This is a genomic window from Burkholderia sp. WP42, assembly GCF_000745665.1.
GTDB lineage: Bacteria > Pseudomonadota > Gammaproteobacteria > Burkholderiales > Burkholderiaceae > Burkholderia > Burkholderia vietnamiensis.
In genome coordinates this window covers 90,825-106,836 of record NZ_JQJT01000003.1, presented here as the reverse complement: position 1 = coordinate 106,836, position 16,012 = coordinate 90,825, and the positions used below count along the sequence as shown (strand labels likewise).

Genomic DNA, 16,012 nt, shown 5'->3' with positions numbered 1-16,012 from the left:
TTCCATGCCCGCGCTGAATCTCGACACCGATGCAGATCGGATCGCCGAGCGCCTCGCCGATCCCGACACGCTGCTGGTCGCCTGCCTGTGCGCCGAGTGGTGCGGCACCTGCCGCGACTACCGCACGGCCTTCGACCAGCTCGCCGACGCTCATCCGGACGCCTGCTTCGCGTGGATCGACATCGAAACCCATGCCGACCAGCTCGACGACCTCGACGTCGAAAACTTCCCGACGATCCTGATCGAGGATGCGCACACCGCACGCTTCTTCGGCACGGTGCTGCCGCACGCGGCGATCGTCGAGCGGATGCTGTCCGACCTGAGCGCGGTGCCCGGCGCGCCGCACGCACCGAAATTGCGCAATATCCTGAACGTCGAGGCCTGAGCGGGCGTCCGCCCGGCCCCGCGGCACGCCGCGACGCGTGCTGCCGGGCCAGGCGCTTGCCGCCGCTGCAGCCCCCCTCTATGATGGGCCGCTTTTTTACACGCCAACCCGCCGTCGCTGCGGCGTGTGCTATAAAGCCGTCGTAAAAGGGTCCCCACACCGGCGAACCCGGTCTACCAACACACACCTGTCATGTCCAAAGCACTGATCATTGCGGAAAAGCCTTCTGTCGCGAACGACATCGCGCGCGCTTTGGGCGGCTTTACCAAGCATGACGAATACTACGAGAGCGACGAATTCGTGCTCTCGTCCGCAGTCGGCCATCTGCTGGAAATCGCCGCCCCGGAAGAGTACGAGGTCAAGCGCGGGAAATGGAGTTTCGCCCATCTCCCCGTCATCCCCCCGCATTTCGACCTGAACCCGATCGCAAAAAGCGAATCGCGACTGAAAGTCCTGACCAAGCTGATGAAGCGCAAGGACGTCGATCGCCTGATCAACGCATGCGACGCGGGGCGCGAGGGCGAGCTGATTTTCCGCCTGATCGTGCAGCACGCGAAGGCGAAGCAGCCGGTCCAGCGCCTGTGGCTCCAATCGATGACGCCGCAGGCGATCCGCGACGGTTTCGCGCACCTGCGCAGCGACAACGACATGCAGCCGCTCGCCGATGCCGCACGTTGCCGCTCGGAAGCCGACTGGCTCGTGGGCATCAACGGCACGCGCGCGATGACCGCGTTCAACAGCAAGGGCGGCGGCTTCTTCCTGACGACCGTCGGTCGCGTTCAGACGCCAACGCTGTCGATCGTCGTCGAACGTGAAGAGAAAATCCGCCGATTCGTCCCGCGCGATTATTGGGAAGTGCGCGCCGAATTCGCGTGCGCGGCCGGTTTCTACGAAGGCAAGTGGTTCGATCCGAAGTTCAAGCGCGACGAGTTCGATCCGGAAAAGCGCGACTCGCGCCTCTGGAGCCTGCCGGCCGCCGAAACGATCGTCGCCGCATGTCGCGACCAGATCGGCACGGTCAGCGAGGAATCGAAGCCGTCGACGCAACTGTCGCCGCTGCTGTTCGACCTGACGAGCCTGCAGCGCGAGGCGAACGGCCGTTTCGGCTTCTCCGCGAAGAACACGCTGGGCCTCGCGCAGGCGCTGTATGAAAAGCACAAGGTGCTGACCTACCCGCGTACCGACGCGCGCGCGCTGCCGGAAGACTATCTGGCGACGGTGCAGTCCACGCTCGAGATGCTCAAGGAGAGCCACAACTACCTGCCGCACGCGAAGCAGGTGCTCGACAAGGGCTGGGTGAAGCCGAACAAGCGGATCTTCGACAATTCGAAGATCAGCGATCACTTCGCAATCATCCCGACGCTGCAGGCGCCGAAGTCGCTGTCCGAGCCGGAACAGAAGCTGTACGACCTCGTCGTGAAGCGCTTCCTCGCGGTGTTCTTCCCCGCGGCCGAGTTCCGCGTCACGACGCGGATCACCGAAGTAGCCGGCCATCACTTCAAGACCGAAGGCAAGGTGCTGGTCGAGCCGGGCTGGCTGCAGGTATACGGTCGCGACGCCGAAGGCGCGGACGCGAACCTCGTGCAGGTGCAGAAGGACGAGAAGGTGAAGACCGACGAGATCGCGGCGGTCGCGCTCGTCACGAAGCCGCCCGCACGCTACTCGGAAGCGACGCTGCTGTCCGCGATGGAAGGCGCGGGCAAGCTCGTCGAGGACGACGAGCTGCGCGAGGCGATGGCCGCGAAGGGCCTCGGCACGCCGGCCACGCGCGCGGCGATCATCGAAGGCCTGCTCGGCGAGAAATACCTGGTGCGCGAAGGCCGCGAGCTGATCCCGACCGCGAAGGCATTCCAGCTGATGACGCTGCTGCGCGGGCTCGGCGTGAAAGAGCTGACCGCGCCCGAGCTCACCGGCGAATGGGAATACAAGCTGTCGCAGATGGAGCGCGGCAACCTCGGGCGCGACGCGTTCATGCAGGAAATCGCCCGCATGACGCAACAGATCGTCAAGCGCGCGAAGGAATACGACTCCGACACGATCCCGGGCGACTACGCGACGCTCGAGACGCCGTGCCCGAACTGCGGCGGTCAGGTGAAGGAGAACTACCGCCGCTTCGCCTGCACGAAGTGCGAGTTCTCGATCTCGAAGATTCCGGGCAGCCGGCAGTTCGAGATCGCGGAAGTCGAGGAGCTGCTGCGCGAGAAGACCATCGGGCCGCTGTCCGGCTTCCGCAGCAAGATGGGGCGGCCGTTCTCGGCGATCCTCAAGCTGTCGTTCGACGATGAAACGAAGAACTACAAGCTCGAGTTCGATTTCGGCCAGGACCAGGGCGGCGACGAGGGCGAAGCGCCCGACTTCTCCGCGCAGGAGCCGGTCGGCGCGTGCCCGAAGTGCAACGGCCGCGTGTTCGAGCACGGGATGAGCTATGTGTGCGAGCACTCGGTCGCGAACCCGAAGACCTGCGACTTCCGCTCGGGCAAGGTGATCCTCCAGCAGGAAATCACGCGCGAGCAGATGGCGAAGCTGCTGGCCGACGGCCGCACCGATCTGCTGCCGAACTTCAAGTCGTCGCGCACGGGCCGCAATTTCAAGGCATTCCTCGTGAAACAGCCGGACGGCAAAATCGGCTTCGAGTTCGAGAAGAAGGAGCCGAAGGCCGCCGCCGCGAAGAAGACGGCAAAATCGGCGACGAAGGATGCAGAAACCGTCACCGAAGGCGCCGACGAGAAACCGGCACCGGCTCGCAAGACCGCCGCCCGCAAGACGACGGCGCGCAAGACGGGCTCGTAACGGCGCGACCGTCGCAGCCGCCCGCTGCGGCACGCATCGACAAAAAAACGCGGATCGATTGCTCGATCCGCGTTTTTTATTTGCGTCGGCGCTGTGGGCTGCCGGCCGCGCCGCCGTTACAGCGGCGACGGCACCGCGGCTCGCCCGCGCGGCGCGCGCGCAAGCCGCGGCTGCAGGTTCGGGTCGGTCGACTCGGCCGGGTCGGCGCGCATCTCGACACCGATCGGCGCGGACGACGTACCTTGGGCCGCCCACTGCTCGCCGATCACCGCATCGGTGGCGCGGCTGAAATATTCGACGAGATGGTCGATGAACGTGCGCACCTTTGCCGGCAGATGGCGCCGGCTCGGGTACGCGATGTTGATCTCGACCTGCGGCAGCCGGAAATCCGGCAGCAGCCGCACCAGCGCGCCGCGCGCGATGTCGCTGCCGATCAGGTAGCTCGGCAGGATCGCAACACCCATCCCGAGCAGCGCGAACTGGCGCAGCATCGCGGTGTTGTTCGCGACGATCACGTTGGTCGGGCGCACGCGCACTTCGCCGTCCGGGCCGGTGAATACGCGCTCGTCGCCCCAGTATTCGGTCGGCAGGCTCAGCGCCGGGTGCTCGGCGAGCTGTTCCGGGTGGGTCGGCACGCCGTGCTTCTCGAGGTAGCTCGGCGTCGCGCAGACGGTCATGCAGCCGGTGGTCAGCCGGCGCGTGACGATGCTCGCGCTGCGCATCTGCCGCGTGACGACGATGCCGACGTCGAACCCCTCCTCGACGAGATCGACCTGGCGGTCCACCAGCGTGAGGTCCGGCACGACTTTCGGAAAATTCTCGGTGTACGACTGCAGCACGGGCGCGAGGTTGTGCAGCCCGAACACGACGGGCGCGACGATCCGCAACGTGCCGACCGGCTCGTGATTGCGCGCGACCACCATCTGCTCGACATCTTCGAGCTCGTCGAGAATCTGTCGCGCGCGCTCGAGATAGACCTGCCCCGACTCCGTCAGCGAAAGGCTGCGTGTCGTACGGTTCAGCAGGCGCGTGCCGAGCCGGCCTTCCAGATCGGCGACATGACGCGTCGCGACCGCATTGGAGATGTCCATTGCGCTCGCCGCCCGGGCGAAACTGCCGAGATCCGCAACCTTGACGAACACGCGCATCGACTGCAAATGATCCATAACGACTCCTGCCGCTGTTACAACTTCAAAAAGTTGAAGCAAATGCGTAATTCTCCTACGACAGCGGAAATGATGCAGAGTTGCTCAACAACTGCCGCGTTGACGATAAAAATGGGCAAAAATCCTCACCGATTGCGAATGGATGATCCAATTATTCTGATCTCGACAACAATTAGGTGAACGTCGTCCGCGAAACGGGCCGAATCAGAAAGGACATGTCTGATGCGACACAGCAGCGCACCCTGCTGCGACCGACGCCGATTGCGGCGGAGCGTAACAACCTGTTAAAAAGACCCCATGCCGTGTGCCGGCGTAGCATCATGTCGGCCCCGGCCGGGCGGCACGGGCGCGCCTCGCGCGCCGCAGCCGCTGCTTTCAACGCGCGACTTCCCTGCTGAACATGAAAATTGCCATCCTCGACGACTACCAGGACGCCGTCCGCAAGCTGAACTGCTTCGAGATGCTCGCCGAGCACGACGTGAAGGTCTTCAACAATACGGTGCGCGGCCTGGGGCAACTCGCGAGCCGGCTGGCGGAAGTCGAGGCGCTCGTGCTGATTCGCGAACGCACGCCGATTTCGTCGCAACTGCTCGCAAAACTGCCGAATCTGCGGATGATCAGCCAGACCGGCCGCATCTCCAGCCACATCGACCTCGAAGCGTGTACCGATCGCGGCATCGCGGTGCTCGAAGGCACGGGCTCGCCGGTGGCGCCGGCCGAACTGACGTGGGCGCTCGTGATGGCCGCCCAGCGCCGCATTCCGCAATACGTCGCCAACCTGAAGCAAGGTGCGTGGCAGCAGTCGGGCCTGAAGACGTCGGCGCTGCCGCCGAACTTCGGGCTCGGCCAGGTGCTGCGCGGCCAGACGCTCGGCATCTGGGGCTACGGAAAGATCGGCCGGCTGGTCGCCGGCTACGGCAAGGCGTTCGGGATGAACGTGCTGATCTGGGGCCGCGAGCACTCGCTCGAGGCCGCGCGCGCCGACGGCTACACGGCCGCCGACAGTCGCGAGGCGCTGTTCGAGCAGAGCGACGTGCTGTCGCTGCACCTGCGGCTGCACGACGACACGCGCGGGATCGTCAAGCAGGAAGACCTGTTGCGGATGAAGCCGACGTCGCTGCTCGTCAACACGAGCCGCGCCGAGCTGCTCGAGGAAAATGCGCTCGTCAACGCGCTGTCGCACAACCGGCCGGGGATGGTCGCGATCGACGTGTTCGAGAGCGAGCCGATCCTGCAGGGCTACAGCCTGCTGCGGATGGAGAACGTGATCTGCACGCCGCACATCGGCTACGTCGAGCGCGAGAGCTACGAGCTGTATTTCAGCGCGGCGTTCAGGAACATTCTCGCGTTCGACCAGGGCGACCTGTCGAGCGTCGTCAATCCGGAAGCGCTGACGCCGCGCCGCGCGCGCTGACCCGCGCCGCCGCGCCCGCGGCGCGGCTTCTCTGTCCGATCATGGCGTCAGGCGGCCACGCGGCCGCCGGTCATCGCGCTGACGCGCGTGAGGAAATGCTCGCCGTCGCGGCGCCCGAGGTCGTACGCGTGCCGCATCTGCGACGGGCTCGTGTAATCCCAGCTCGAAATCGGCACCTTGCTCGACGGTTGTATATAGAGCCGCCGCTGGTCGCCGTGCGCGACCGTGAACATCTGCGGGCGCGGATACAGCCTCGTGACGAGCACCAGCACGTCGCCCGGCGACGTGTCGAGCGCGCCCACCGGCACGTTGTCGACCATCCCGCCGTCGAGCACCGGCCGGCCGTCGCGCCGCAGCACGGGCGTGAACGGCGGCGTGCACGACGACTGCAGGATCAGGTCAGCGAGATCGTCGACCGTCGCGCACGCCTGTGCGCGCACGAATTCGGGGCGAAAGCCGAGCGCGCGCCCGAGCGTCGGGTGCAGCGTCTTGCGCACGTATTTCTCGATGTTGTACGCGACGAGGCCCGCGGCCACCGCGCTGCGCGCGCCGAGCCAGCGCGGCACGTGCGACACGCCGATGCGGATCTCCGGTGCGTCCGCGAGCCGCGCGAACGGCTCGCCGTAGATGTCGAGCAGCGCCTGCCGATAGATCCGATAGTGCGGAAACACCGGCTCGCGGCGGAACAGGTTGCCCCAGTACGCGTTCTTGCGGTTGTGGCGCAGCGCTTGCTCGTAATAGCGCATCACCCACGCGGCGTCGCGTGTATACAGCATGCAGGCCGTGGCCGCGCCGGCCGAGATGCCGGCGATGACGCGCGGGCGCAGCGCCAGCGCCGGCTGCACGACGTCCCAGAAGCCGGCTTGCCACCAACAGCGGTTGCCGCCGCCCGCGAACACGATCTGGTCGAACATCGCGCCGCTCAGCTGACCAGCGCGTAGGTCGACGTTGCGTGCACGGCCATCTTGCCGTCCTCGTCGAACAGCTCGACTTCGCCGAACACGAGGTTGCGGCCCATCCGCAGCACGCGCGCGGTGACCAGCACGTCGCCCTTGCGCACCGGACGCATGAAGTTCGTGTTCAGCGAGACGGTGGTCATCGGCCGGAACTCGCCGAGCGCGGCCGAGATCGCGACCACCATCGCGGTGTCGGCGGCGGCGGTGAAGACCTGGCCGCAGATGATGCCGCCCGAATGGCGGAATTCGCCGGAAAACGGCAGGCGCATCGTGACGCTGTCGTCGCCGATCGACACGGGAACCAGGCCGAGCGAGCGGACCCACGGGGCCAGCAGGCGGTCCAGCAATTCGCGGACTGCGTTTTCGTCCATCTTCGAATGTCCAGAGAATGTTGCGCGACCGCCGCGCAACAGGTGGACGTCATCATACCGGGAGCGGGCCAACTGCGATCACTTGGCAGCGCTCCCGTTGCCGCACGCACGGTGACGAAATATTTTGGGGAAATTTGCAGAAAGGGCTTGCCAAGGGTGAAATACCCGTGCATAATCTTCCTTCTGTTGGGGGCGTTAGCTCAGTTGGTAGAGCAGCGGACTCTTAATCCGTAGGTCGAGTGTTCGAGTCACTCACGCCCCACCAGGAATTCAAAAGGCCGGTCAGCGCAAGCTGACCGGCCTTTTTCCATTCCGGCGTCCATCGGCTTCTCCGCGCGCTCCGCCGCAGTACTTTCCGTTAGAATCGTCCGACAAAAATCACATAACCGGCACGACGATCGCCGCATCGCGGCCGGCACTGAGAGAGCATGGGACGTCAGACATGGAAGCATGTGAACCAGACGCGACCATTGAGAGGGCATGGTCAGACAGAAATCGGCGCGCGGGTCGAAGCGCGCTATCCACCCGATCGCATCCGCCCCCGTTACATGACGCGCGTCGCGGATCCGGTCATGCTGCGTAAGGACGCGCTCGTTGCATTCGCGCTCGGGATCGCGCTGCTCGTGATCGCAGCGGCGCTCGCCGTTACCGCGAGCCGCGCGACCGGCGGGCTGCTCCGCGCATCGGGCACCATCGTGCGCATCGTGCAGGACAGCGACGCGATGCGTGCTTACCGGCCGATCGTCGCGTATCTCGCGAGCGACGGCCGGCGACGCGAAGTCGCCGGCGACACCGCGTCGGCCGTCCCGGCCTACGACATCGGCGAGAACGTCGACGTGCTGGTCGATCCCGCCCATCCGAACCGCCCCGTGCTGATCGACGATTTTGCGCAACGCTGGTCGCCGGTCGCGGTACCGGCGCTGCTCGCGGTCGTGTCGCTCGCGATCGGCTGCGTGCTGTACGTGGACGAGCGCCGCAATCGCCGCCCCGGCGCACCGTTCGCCGCATCCGGCCGGGACGCCGCGCGGCGGCGATGGAACATCGCGATCGTGCTGATTCCGCTCGCGCTCGGCACCGCGTTCATGGCCGGCGCCGGCGCTGCCGGCTTGCGCCAGTGGCAGGCCGCCCGCCATTACGCGCATTCGACCGGCCACGTCGTCGAGATCGCCGAACCCGCGGGCGCGTCCCGCAACCGCGCGTCGCTCGATTCCGTCAGCGTCGCGTTCACGACCGACAGCGGCCGCGCGGTGACCTTCGAGCAAAGCTCGGCCTCCCCGCATCCGCGGCTGTACGAAGGCGAACGCGTCAACGTGCTGTACGACCCCGTCGCGCCCGAACGCGCGATCATCGACCAGTTCTGGGACCGGTGGAGCGTGACCGCAATTCTGTTCGCGATCGGCGCACCGTTGTTCGTCGCCGGGCTGGTCGCGGCCAGCGCGCTGTGGCCCGAACCGCAACTGCACGAAATCGTCGAATGACGGATGGGGCGCGCCGCACGCTTCACCGCTGCCTGAATGCCTCTACCTTCGCGCGGTTGCCGCACGTGCGCATGTCGCACCAGCGGCGGCCGGCGCCGCGGCCGCGATCGATGAAGAACCACGTGCAGCGGGCACATTGGCGCACGCGCCTGACCACATCACCGACTCCCGCCTACAGCGGCAACGAATAAGTCCTCGGCTTCGTGAAGCTCTTCGTCGCCTCCTACGCGCCCTCCTTGTAGCCGAGCGGCCCGAACCCTCGTCGCAGCCGAAGTGCGTCAATTCGAGCCGGTAGCCCGGCACTTCGCGCACGTTCACGCTGCCGGCCTCCAGCTCCGCGATGAAGCCCGCGATGTGATGGAAATGATTCGTGCAGACCGACGACGGCAACGCATAGTCGCTACTGTTCGAAATCCCGATCGCGTTCATCGATATCGCGACAGCAAACGTCCGCTGCCATCCTCGCACTCGCCTGCGCCTTCCGAACGTCCGCTCACACCGGCGTCGCACCGCCCCCCCTACTTCGGCAACGCCGGAATCATCCACGTCAGCACGTGCTGCTGCAGGAACACGAGCACGCCGAGCAGCAGCGTGAGGATCACGCTGTGCCAGAAGGTGCGCGCAAACACTACGCCCTCCTGCCCTTTCAGGTCGGTCGTCGACACGCCCGTCGCGATGTTCTGCGGCGAGATCATCTTCCCCATCACGCCGCCCGACGAGTTGGTCGCGGCCATCAGCACCGGATCGAGGCCGAGTTGCCGGGCCGCAACGACCTGCAGATTGCCGAACAGCGCGTTGCCGGACGTGTCGCTGCCCGACAGGAACACCGCGATCCAGCCGAGCGACGCCGACACGAGCGGAAACAGCGCGCCGGTCGACGCGACGCCGGTACCGAGCGTGTAGCTGATGCCCGAGTAGTTCAGCAGGTACGCGAGCCCGACGATCATCATCACGGTGACGATCGCGATCCATGTCTGTCGCCAGGTCTTGACCACGCATTCGAAGAACGCGCCGATGCCCGTGCGCGTGAGCAGTGCCGTGATGATCGCCGACACCAGGATCGCGGTGCCCGTACCGAGCGGCTGGAAGTCCCAGATCGCCGCATACGGCTTGTGGTACAGCGATACGAACACGGCGTTGTGCAACCCCGGCCACTTGATCTTGACGTCGCCGATCGCCGCGATGTTCGCGTGCACCCAGAAGATCACGACCACCGACACGACGAGCCACGGCAGCCAGCCGCCGAAGCCCGCGCGCGCGGCGCCGGCCGTGGCCGGCACGCTGCGCGCGAGCGCGTATTGCGGATCGGGCTGCGGCTTCCACAGCTGCAGGAAGCCGATCGTGACGATCAGCGACGTGAGCGACGACAGCACGTCGGTGAGCTGGTAGCCGAGGAAATTCGACGTGACGAACTGCGCGATCGCGAAGCTGCCGCCCGACACGAGCAGCGCCGGCCACAGCTTCGCGATCGAGCGCAGCCCGCCGTATGCGCCGACCACGTAGAACGGCAGCAGCAGCGCAAAGAACGGCAGTTGCCGGCCGACCATCGCGCCGAGCGTCGCGGGCGGCAGCGACGTGACCGCGCCGAGCACGGTGATCGGCACGCCGAGCGCGCCGAATGCGACCGGCGCCGTGTTGAACACCAGCGTGTAGGTCAGCGCTTCGAGCGCGGGAAAGCCGAGCGCGATCAGCAGCGCGCTGGTGATCGCGACCGGCGTGCCGAACCCGGAAATCCCTTCGAGCAGACAGCCGAACGAGAACGCGACGACGAGCAGCACGAGGCGACGATCGTCGGGCAGGTTGTCGAGCATCCACTGCCGAAACTGGTCGAAACGGCCCGACTTCACCGCGATGTTGTACAGCAGCAAGGCATTGAACACGATCCACATCACCGGCACGACCGCGAGCGCCATGCCTGCGCCCACCGCGTTGAACGCAAGGCCGGCCGGCATGCCCCACGCGCCGATCGCGACGGCGAGGCCGGCGACGAGGCCGGCCAGCGACGCCTGCCACGCGGGCCGGCGCAGCACGCCGAGCGCGATCAGCGCGACGGCGATCGGGATCACCGCGACGACGAACGACAGGAGCAGCGAGTCGGCGACGGGCGTCAACGGCTGGACGAACAGGATGCCGGGCGGCAGGGCTGCGGTGGGATTCATCGTGTGTCGTGTCTCCGATCCAGTACCAGACGTACATTCGGCAGCCGCTACGCCCGGCCGACGCTTGCGCATGCAACCATGCGGCAAGGCCGACCGACCGGTCGCTCAAATGAGGTTAGGAGGCCGGTCGCGCTTGTACAAGGAGGGCAAGCCCGATGCGCGTCCGAATCGTTGCGCGGGCGTCGGCGAAGGGTCCGAGCAATGTTGCACAGCGGGAAAAGGTGCGTGACGGCGAGCGGGATGTTTCGTTTGGGCTCCGAAGCCTAGACTCGCTGCATCGATTCCGCCCGCGCCGGCGACGACGCGGCTCCGGAAACTTCACGGAGCAGACACGATGAAAAACCTGAAACTTGCGGCCTGCGCGTTGCTGCTGATCGGCCCGGCGCTCGCTGCCCACGCCGAGTCGACGCTGACGCGCGCCCAGGTACGCCAGGAACTCGCCGAGCTACAGGCGGCCGGCTACCGGCCGAGCCTCGTCAGCAGCCCTGACTTTCCGGAGAACATGCAGGCCGTCATGCAGCGCGCCGCCCAGGCCCGCGCCGACGCCGCGGGCCACGGCAACGACGGTCATGCGAGCGTCGAAGCGGGCAAGCCGGCTACGCCGGCCGTGGTCGATCGCAGCACGTACGCGCATCACTGAAGCAGGTGCCGCCGGCACGTGAACCGCGACGGACGGCAGCTTCGGCTGCGGCCATCAAACGCTGAAGCGGTTCAGCGTATAAGCGCGATAGGCGGCGACGAACGCATCGAACGACCCGGCCTCCTTCGCTTCGAGTTCGGCCTGTTCGGCCAGCGACTTCGCCGCGAGCGCCTGCTCCGCGCGCATCGCCTCCGCCGAAGGCGGGTTCGCCCGGAAATGGGCCGCATGCGCTTCGCTTTGCGCGAGCGCGAACGCGAGGAACGATTGGCCGTTCTCGCGCATCGTGCGCAACACACGCGCCGACGGCGTGCGTTCCGGATCGGCCAGCTTCTCGCGCTGCGCGGCGATCGCGCGCGCATGCTCGTCGCCGCCGCGGATCTCGTCGAGACGGCGCCCGACGGTTTCGATATCGGCCATCAGGTCGTCGGCCCATGCCTGCAGCGTGACCGGCTGGCCGTCGCGCGTCAGCGTGAGCCCGGGCTTGCGCCCGTCCATCGTCACGCTGCCGAAGTTCGCGTTCGCTTCCTTGTACGCATCGCAGTCGAGCGCGGGGCTGTCGTCGAGCGCGCACGCCAGCAAGAATGCGTCGATGAAGCGCGCGGTGTCGAGCGCGATGCCGGTCGGCTCGAACGGGTCGATGTCGAGGCACCGCACTTCGATGTACTGCACGCCGCGCGACGCGAGCGCATGCAGCGGACGCTCGCCCGAATAGGTGATGCGCTTCGGCCGGATCGTCGAGTAGAACTCGTTCTCGATCTGCAGCACGTTCGTGTTGATCTGAATCCACTCGCCGTCGCGATGCGTGCCGATCGCCTCGTACGCCGCATACGGCTCGCTGACCGCCTTCGACAGCGCGTCGAGATAACCGGGCAGCGTGTTGTAGTCGACGTGCAGCGCGGCCTGCGCGGTCGTGTTCGAGTAGCCGAGATCGCTCATCCGCAGGCTGGTCGCATACGGCCGGTACAGCGTGTCGGCGTCGAACGTGTCGAGCCGGTGCGGTTTGCCGCGCAGGAAGCGCGTGTCGAGCACCGGCGACGCGCCGAACAGGTACATCAGCAGCCAGCTGCGGCGGCGGAAATTGCGGATCAGCGCGAGATAACGCTCGGACTGATAGTCGACCAGCGTGGCCGTCGAGCCTTCTTCGGCATGCAGGCGCCGCCACACTTCCTCGTGCAGCGAGTAGTTGTAGTGAATGCCGGCGATGCACTGCATCGTGCGGCCGTAGCGATAGGCGAGGCCGCGGCGGTACACCGTCTTCAGGCGGCCGATGTTGGACGTGCCGTAGTCGGCGATCGGGATTTCGTCGTCGGCCGGCAGCAGCCCCGGCATCGACTCGTTCCACAGCATCTCGTCGCCGAGCGACGCATACACGTAGCGATGCAGATCGTCGAGGCGCGCGAGCGTCAGCGACGCGTCGCTTTCGGCCGGCGTGATCAGCTCGATCAGCGCTTCCGAGTAATCGGTGGTCAACGACGGGTGCGTGAGTGCCGAACCGAGCGCGCGCGGATGCGGCGTGAACGCGATCATCCCGTCGCGCGTCACGCGCAGGCTTTCCTTTTCGATGCCGCGCAGGCCGTCGGGCAGATGCTGCCGCGTCGGGCCCGAGCTCAGCGCGTCGAGACGATTCAGCAGCAGTTCGGACTGGCGGTGAGTCATGGTGTTCGGCATGGAGACGCAAGTGCGTGACGGCCGCGCGCAGAGCGCCGCGCGGGCCGGCTGGATTATGGGTCGCTTCATTGGTAGCGGGCACTTTAACATCTCGCCGACACACGCGCTTGAGGTGGCTCACGGCCGGCCCGGCCGCCCGCAGCGGGCCGCGGCGCGGGCGATCGCGGCGATTGCCGCTGGCGCGGACGAGCGTCCGCGATAACGCCGGACGCGGCCGTCGCGCGGCTTTCGTCGGGAGGATCGGGCGGTGCAGGATGCGGCGCGAAGAGGTGGAACCGGTGCCTTGGTGCCGGCGCTGCTCGCGCTGCCCCGCCCACCTCGCTGCTGCCGCCCCGAAACCACGGCCACGCCCGCAATGCAGACGGTTACTGCGGTGGGCTGGGGCTGCTATGTGTTGGTGCAGATGCCACCGCACGGCACCTACTCGCCGCCCGCATCCTACCCACGTCGTTAGAGCCTCGGCACGCCGCCCCCACGCGCACCCCGAAGCGAATCACACCGCGCCGATACCGACTGCGCGACGCAACTCGCCGGTCGCATCCGCCCGTCAGCCGCCGCGCGCACCACCCGCCCGGTCAGCCACGTCGTTCCACAGATGAAGCGCCGCATACGCGCGCCACGGCCGCCACGCTTCGGTGCGGCGTTTCTGGCTCGCGAGCCGGTCGAGCGACGGATCGCGCGCGGCGATCGACTGCATCAGCACGAGATCGGACGCCGGCCATGCATCCGGATCGCGCCACGCGCGCATCGCGATGTACTCGACGGTCCACGGCCCGATGCCGGGCAGCTCGAGCCATGCGCGCCGCAACGTCGCGAGGTCCGCGTGCGCCGGGTCGAGCGGCACGTGTCCGTCCGCCACTGCGCGTGCCATGCCCGTCAGCGCGGCCGCTCGTTTGCCGGGCATCCCGATCTTCTCGAGATCGCACGCGGCGAGCGCGTCGGGCGTCGGAAAACGCCATGCCGGCGCGCCGTCGTCGGCGGGCATCCCGTCGTCCCACGGCGCGACACGCTCGCCGGCGCGCTGGACGAGCCGCCCGACGATCGTCGTCGCGGCCTTCACGCTCACCTGCTGACCGACGATCGCACGCACCGCCAGCTCGAATCCCGACCATGCGCCCGGCACGCGCAGCCCCGGCGCGGCGTCGACGAGCGGCGCGAACCACGGATCGCGCGCGAGCCCGCTGCCGATCGCGGCCGGATCGGCAGCGAGATCGAACATCGATGCGACACGGCGCGCGAACGCGCCATCGACATGGTGCGCTGCCGCGCCGTCGACCGTCGCAATCAGACAATGCCGGCGCGGATGCTTAGACACGGTGAGCCGGCCCGCGTCGCCGTTCAGCTCGACGACGCGGCGATACACGCCGTCGGCGACCTGCTCGACGCCCGGAATCGCGCGGCCGCTGAAGAACCGCAGCACGCGCGCCCAGTCGTACGGCGCGTTGAAGCGCAGCTCCAGCCGCGCGGGCGACGGCACCGCGCCGCCGCGGTCGCCGCTATCACCGCTATCGCACTCGCTCGCCGCGAGCGTGGTCTGTTCGATGCTCAAACTGCGTTGCCCTCCTCGATGACCTCGGTTTCATCGGCACCCGCATGGCGCGCCTCGGCCGCCAGCAGCGTCGCCTTGCGACGCACACCCCAACGATATCCGGCGAGCGCGCCGCCCTTCTGCACGACACGATGACATGGAATCGCGAGCGCGACCGGGTTCGACGCGCACGCCGCCGCCACGGCGCGTACCGCGCGCGGCGCGCCGAGCGCTTCGGCGATGTCCGAATAGCTGCGCGTTTCGCCGTACGGGATATGCGTGAGCGCCTCCCACACGCGCTGCTGGAACGCGGTCGGCGCGATGTCGAGCGGCAGGTCGAACGTGTGGCGCGTGCCGTCGAGGTACGCGCGGATCTGCGCAACGAACGGTGCGACGCGCGACGGTGCTTCGACGAGCTCGGCGCGCGCGAACGCGAGCTTCAGCTCGGCGACGAGCGGCGCCGCCTCGTCGCCGAACGCGATGCGGCAAATGCCCTGTGCGGTTGCGGCGACGAGCACCATGCCGAGCGGCGTGGCCGCGCTCGCATAGTCGATGCGCAGGCCGGCGCCCTGGCGACGAAACGCGGACGGCGCCATCCCCAGCTCGCGCGGCACCGACGCATAGAGCCGCGACGGCGAATTGAAGCCCGCGTCGACGGCCGCCTGCGTGACCGGCTGCCCGCTTTGCAGCGCGTCGCGCAACGCCGCGCCGCGCTGCGCGGCCTGGTACTGCCGCGGCGACACGCCGACCACCCGCTTGAACAGCCGCTGCAGATGAAACGGACTCAGGTGGACGGCGTCGCTCAACTGCTGCAGCGTGAGCCGCTCCGGATGCGCGTCGAGCACCGCGCACGCGCGGTCGACGATTTCGAGCTCGCGCGGCAAGCCCTCCGGCCGGCAGCGCTTGCACGGGCGGAAGCCCGCCGCGCGCGCGGCGGCCGGATCGGCGAAAAAGGAAACGTGCTCGCGCCGCGGCAGCCGCGACGCACAGCTCGGGCGGCAGAACACGCCGGTCGTGCGCACTGCATAGAAGAACGTGCCGTCCGCATGCGCGTCGCGCGTGGTGACGGCGGCCCAGCGGGAATCGTCGGTCGAATAGGGGGTATTCATCTGAACCTCGCACCTTCCAGTGTAGACGGTGCCTACTCTAGACATCGGCGCCGGCCGTCGCGCCCCGGATCTTGCTCTGTGATTCGCGCCGAAAATCGGGGCGCATCGCCGACGATCAGTGCGACGAAAAAATCGGGCAGGCGCTTCTATGGCAGCACTTTAGTCATCACCGCGTCACCGTTTTGTTGCAATGCGGCTGCGACAAATCGCCGTCCTGACGGTTTTTTGCACTCGGAATATTGCAACGCACCATGACCGTGTGTATAGTTGGAACTGTCTCCTCCATGTCTCCTCCTGATATGGATTAAGCCCGCTCCGCACTGCGTGAGCGGGCTTTTTTTCGTCCGG

At 67.2% G+C, this 16,012-nt stretch carries 12 protein-coding genes, 1 tRNA gene and 2 pseudogenes; 6 read left to right on the top strand and 9 right to left on the bottom strand.

The window, feature by feature from the left end; genetic code table 11:
- Positions 1 to 4 precede the first annotated feature (4 nt).
- Positions 5 to 385, top strand: a complete 381-nt coding sequence (locus tag EX20_RS00485; protein ID WP_011886435.1) for a thioredoxin family protein — start codon at positions 5 to 7, stop codon at positions 383 to 385.
- A gap of 192 nt (positions 386 to 577) precedes the next feature.
- Positions 578 to 3,175 (top strand): DNA topoisomerase III, encoded by a 2,598-nt coding sequence (locus tag EX20_RS00480; protein WP_011886436.1) that lies wholly within the window; start codon positions 578 to 580, stop codon positions 3,173 to 3,175.
- 116 nt (positions 3,176 to 3,291) lie between these two features.
- On the opposite strand, the gene EX20_RS00475 is transcribed toward EX20_RS00480, so the two are convergent.
- Positions 3,292 to 4,341, bottom strand: coding sequence for a LysR family transcriptional regulator (locus tag EX20_RS00475; RefSeq protein WP_011886437.1), 1,050 nt, complete (start codon positions 4,339 to 4,341; stop codon positions 3,292 to 3,294).
- 400 nt (positions 4,342 to 4,741) lie between these two features.
- Between EX20_RS00475 and EX20_RS00470 the strand changes: the two genes are divergently transcribed.
- Complete coding sequence (locus EX20_RS00470; protein ID WP_034192453.1) at positions 4,742 to 5,755, top strand: D-2-hydroxyacid dehydrogenase family protein; 1,014 nt, start codon at positions 4,742 to 4,744, stop codon at positions 5,753 to 5,755.
- Positions 5,756 to 5,802: 47 nt separating this feature from the next.
- Here the strand turns inward: EX20_RS00470 and EX20_RS00465 are convergent, their stop codons facing one another.
- Together EX20_RS00465 and EX20_RS00460 are read right to left on the bottom strand one after the other, a co-directional pair.
- Positions 5,803 to 6,669, bottom strand: a complete 867-nt coding sequence (locus tag EX20_RS00465) for a patatin-like phospholipase family protein (RefSeq protein WP_014723873.1) — start codon at positions 6,667 to 6,669, stop codon at positions 5,803 to 5,805.
- 8 nt (positions 6,670 to 6,677) lie between these two features.
- On the bottom strand, positions 6,678 to 7,082 hold the full coding sequence (locus EX20_RS00460) for a PaaI family thioesterase (RefSeq protein ID WP_011886440.1): 405 nt from the start codon (positions 7,080 to 7,082) through the stop codon (positions 6,678 to 6,680).
- Positions 7,083 to 7,271: 189 nt separating this feature from the next.
- Here EX20_RS00460 and EX20_RS00455 point away from each other — a divergent pair.
- Both EX20_RS00455 and EX20_RS00450 read left to right on the top strand, forming a co-directional pair.
- A tRNA-Lys gene (locus EX20_RS00455) sits at positions 7,272 to 7,347 on the top strand.
- A gap of 163 nt (positions 7,348 to 7,510) precedes the next feature.
- Positions 7,511 to 8,560: a DUF3592 domain-containing protein gene (locus EX20_RS00450; RefSeq protein WP_034192452.1), complete on the top strand. Its 1,050-nt coding sequence runs from the start codon at positions 7,511 to 7,513 to the stop codon at positions 8,558 to 8,560.
- 22 nt (positions 8,561 to 8,582) lie between these two features.
- Here EX20_RS00450 and EX20_RS30025 read toward each other — a convergent pair.
- The 3 genes and pseudogenes from EX20_RS30025 to EX20_RS00445 all read right to left on the bottom strand — a co-directional run.
- Positions 8,583 to 8,720: pseudogene (locus tag EX20_RS30025) on the bottom strand (CGNR zinc finger domain-containing protein); the annotation flags it as partial.
- Positions 8,721 to 8,783: 63 nt separating this feature from the next.
- Positions 8,784 to 8,999 (bottom strand): annotated as a pseudogene (locus EX20_RS32405) (aldehyde dehydrogenase family protein); the annotation flags it as partial.
- A gap of 79 nt (positions 9,000 to 9,078) precedes the next feature.
- Entirely contained in the window at positions 9,079 to 10,719 is a 1,641-nt protein-coding gene (locus EX20_RS00445) for an L-lactate permease (RefSeq protein ID WP_011886442.1), read from the bottom strand.
- Between the two features lie 334 nt (positions 10,720 to 11,053).
- Here EX20_RS00445 and EX20_RS00440 point away from each other — a divergent pair, with 334 nt between their 5' ends.
- Positions 11,054 to 11,359 carry a DUF4148 domain-containing protein gene (locus tag EX20_RS00440; RefSeq protein WP_011886443.1) on the top strand — a complete coding sequence of 102 codons (306 nt, stop codon included), beginning with the start codon at positions 11,054 to 11,056 and terminating at the stop codon, positions 11,357 to 11,359.
- A gap of 54 nt (positions 11,360 to 11,413) precedes the next feature.
- On the opposite strand, the gene gshA is transcribed toward EX20_RS00440, so the two are convergent.
- From gshA to ada, 3 genes are all read right to left on the bottom strand, one after another.
- A complete protein-coding gene (gene gshA / locus EX20_RS00435) occupies positions 11,414 to 13,027 on the bottom strand; it encodes a glutamate--cysteine ligase (protein ID WP_034192451.1) in 1,614 nt (537 codons plus the stop codon).
- A gap of 547 nt (positions 13,028 to 13,574) precedes the next feature.
- Entirely contained in the window at positions 13,575 to 14,576 is a 1,002-nt protein-coding gene (locus tag EX20_RS00425; protein ID WP_034192449.1) for a DNA-3-methyladenine glycosylase family protein, read from the bottom strand.
- Positions 14,573 to 15,664, bottom strand: a complete 1,092-nt coding sequence (gene ada / locus EX20_RS00420) for a bifunctional DNA-binding transcriptional regulator/O6-methylguanine-DNA methyltransferase Ada (protein ID WP_014723886.1) — start codon at positions 15,662 to 15,664, stop codon at positions 14,573 to 14,575. Before ada ends, EX20_RS00425 begins: the two co-directional genes overlap by 4 nt.
- Positions 15,665 to 16,012: the final 348 nt, after the last annotated feature.

Excerpts from the sequence above, each read along its gene's own strand:
- EX20_RS00480 (WP_011886436.1), top strand. The coding sequence starts at position 578 with ATGTCCAAAGCACTGATCATTGCGGAAAAGCCTTCTGTCGCGAACGAC.
- EX20_RS00460 (WP_011886440.1), bottom strand. The coding sequence starts at position 7,082 with ATGGACGAAAACGCAGTCCGCGAATTGCTGGACCGCCTGCTGGCCCCG.
- EX20_RS00440 (WP_011886443.1), top strand. The coding sequence starts at position 11,054 with ATGAAAAACCTGAAACTTGCGGCCTGCGCGTTGCTGCTGATCGGCCCG.
- EX20_RS00465 (WP_014723873.1), bottom strand. The coding sequence starts at position 6,669 with ATGTTCGACCAGATCGTGTTCGCGGGCGGCGGCAACCGCTGTTGGTGG.
- ada (WP_014723886.1), bottom strand. The coding sequence starts at position 15,664 with ATGAATACCCCCTATTCGACCGACGATTCCCGCTGGGCCGCCGTCACC.
- EX20_RS00485 (WP_011886435.1), top strand. The coding sequence starts at position 5 with ATGCCCGCGCTGAATCTCGACACCGATGCAGATCGGATCGCCGAGCGC.
- EX20_RS00445 (WP_011886442.1), bottom strand. The coding sequence starts at position 10,719 with ATGAATCCCACCGCAGCCCTGCCGCCCGGCATCCTGTTCGTCCAGCCG.
- EX20_RS00475 (WP_011886437.1), bottom strand. The coding sequence starts at position 4,341 with ATGGATCATTTGCAGTCGATGCGCGTGTTCGTCAAGGTTGCGGATCTC.
- EX20_RS00450 (WP_034192452.1), top strand. The coding sequence starts at position 7,511 with ATGGGACGTCAGACATGGAAGCATGTGAACCAGACGCGACCATTGAGA.
- EX20_RS00470 (WP_034192453.1), top strand. The coding sequence starts at position 4,742 with ATGAAAATTGCCATCCTCGACGACTACCAGGACGCCGTCCGCAAGCTG.
- gshA (WP_034192451.1), bottom strand. The coding sequence starts at position 13,027 with ATGCCGAACACCATGACTCACCGCCAGTCCGAACTGCTGCTGAATCGT.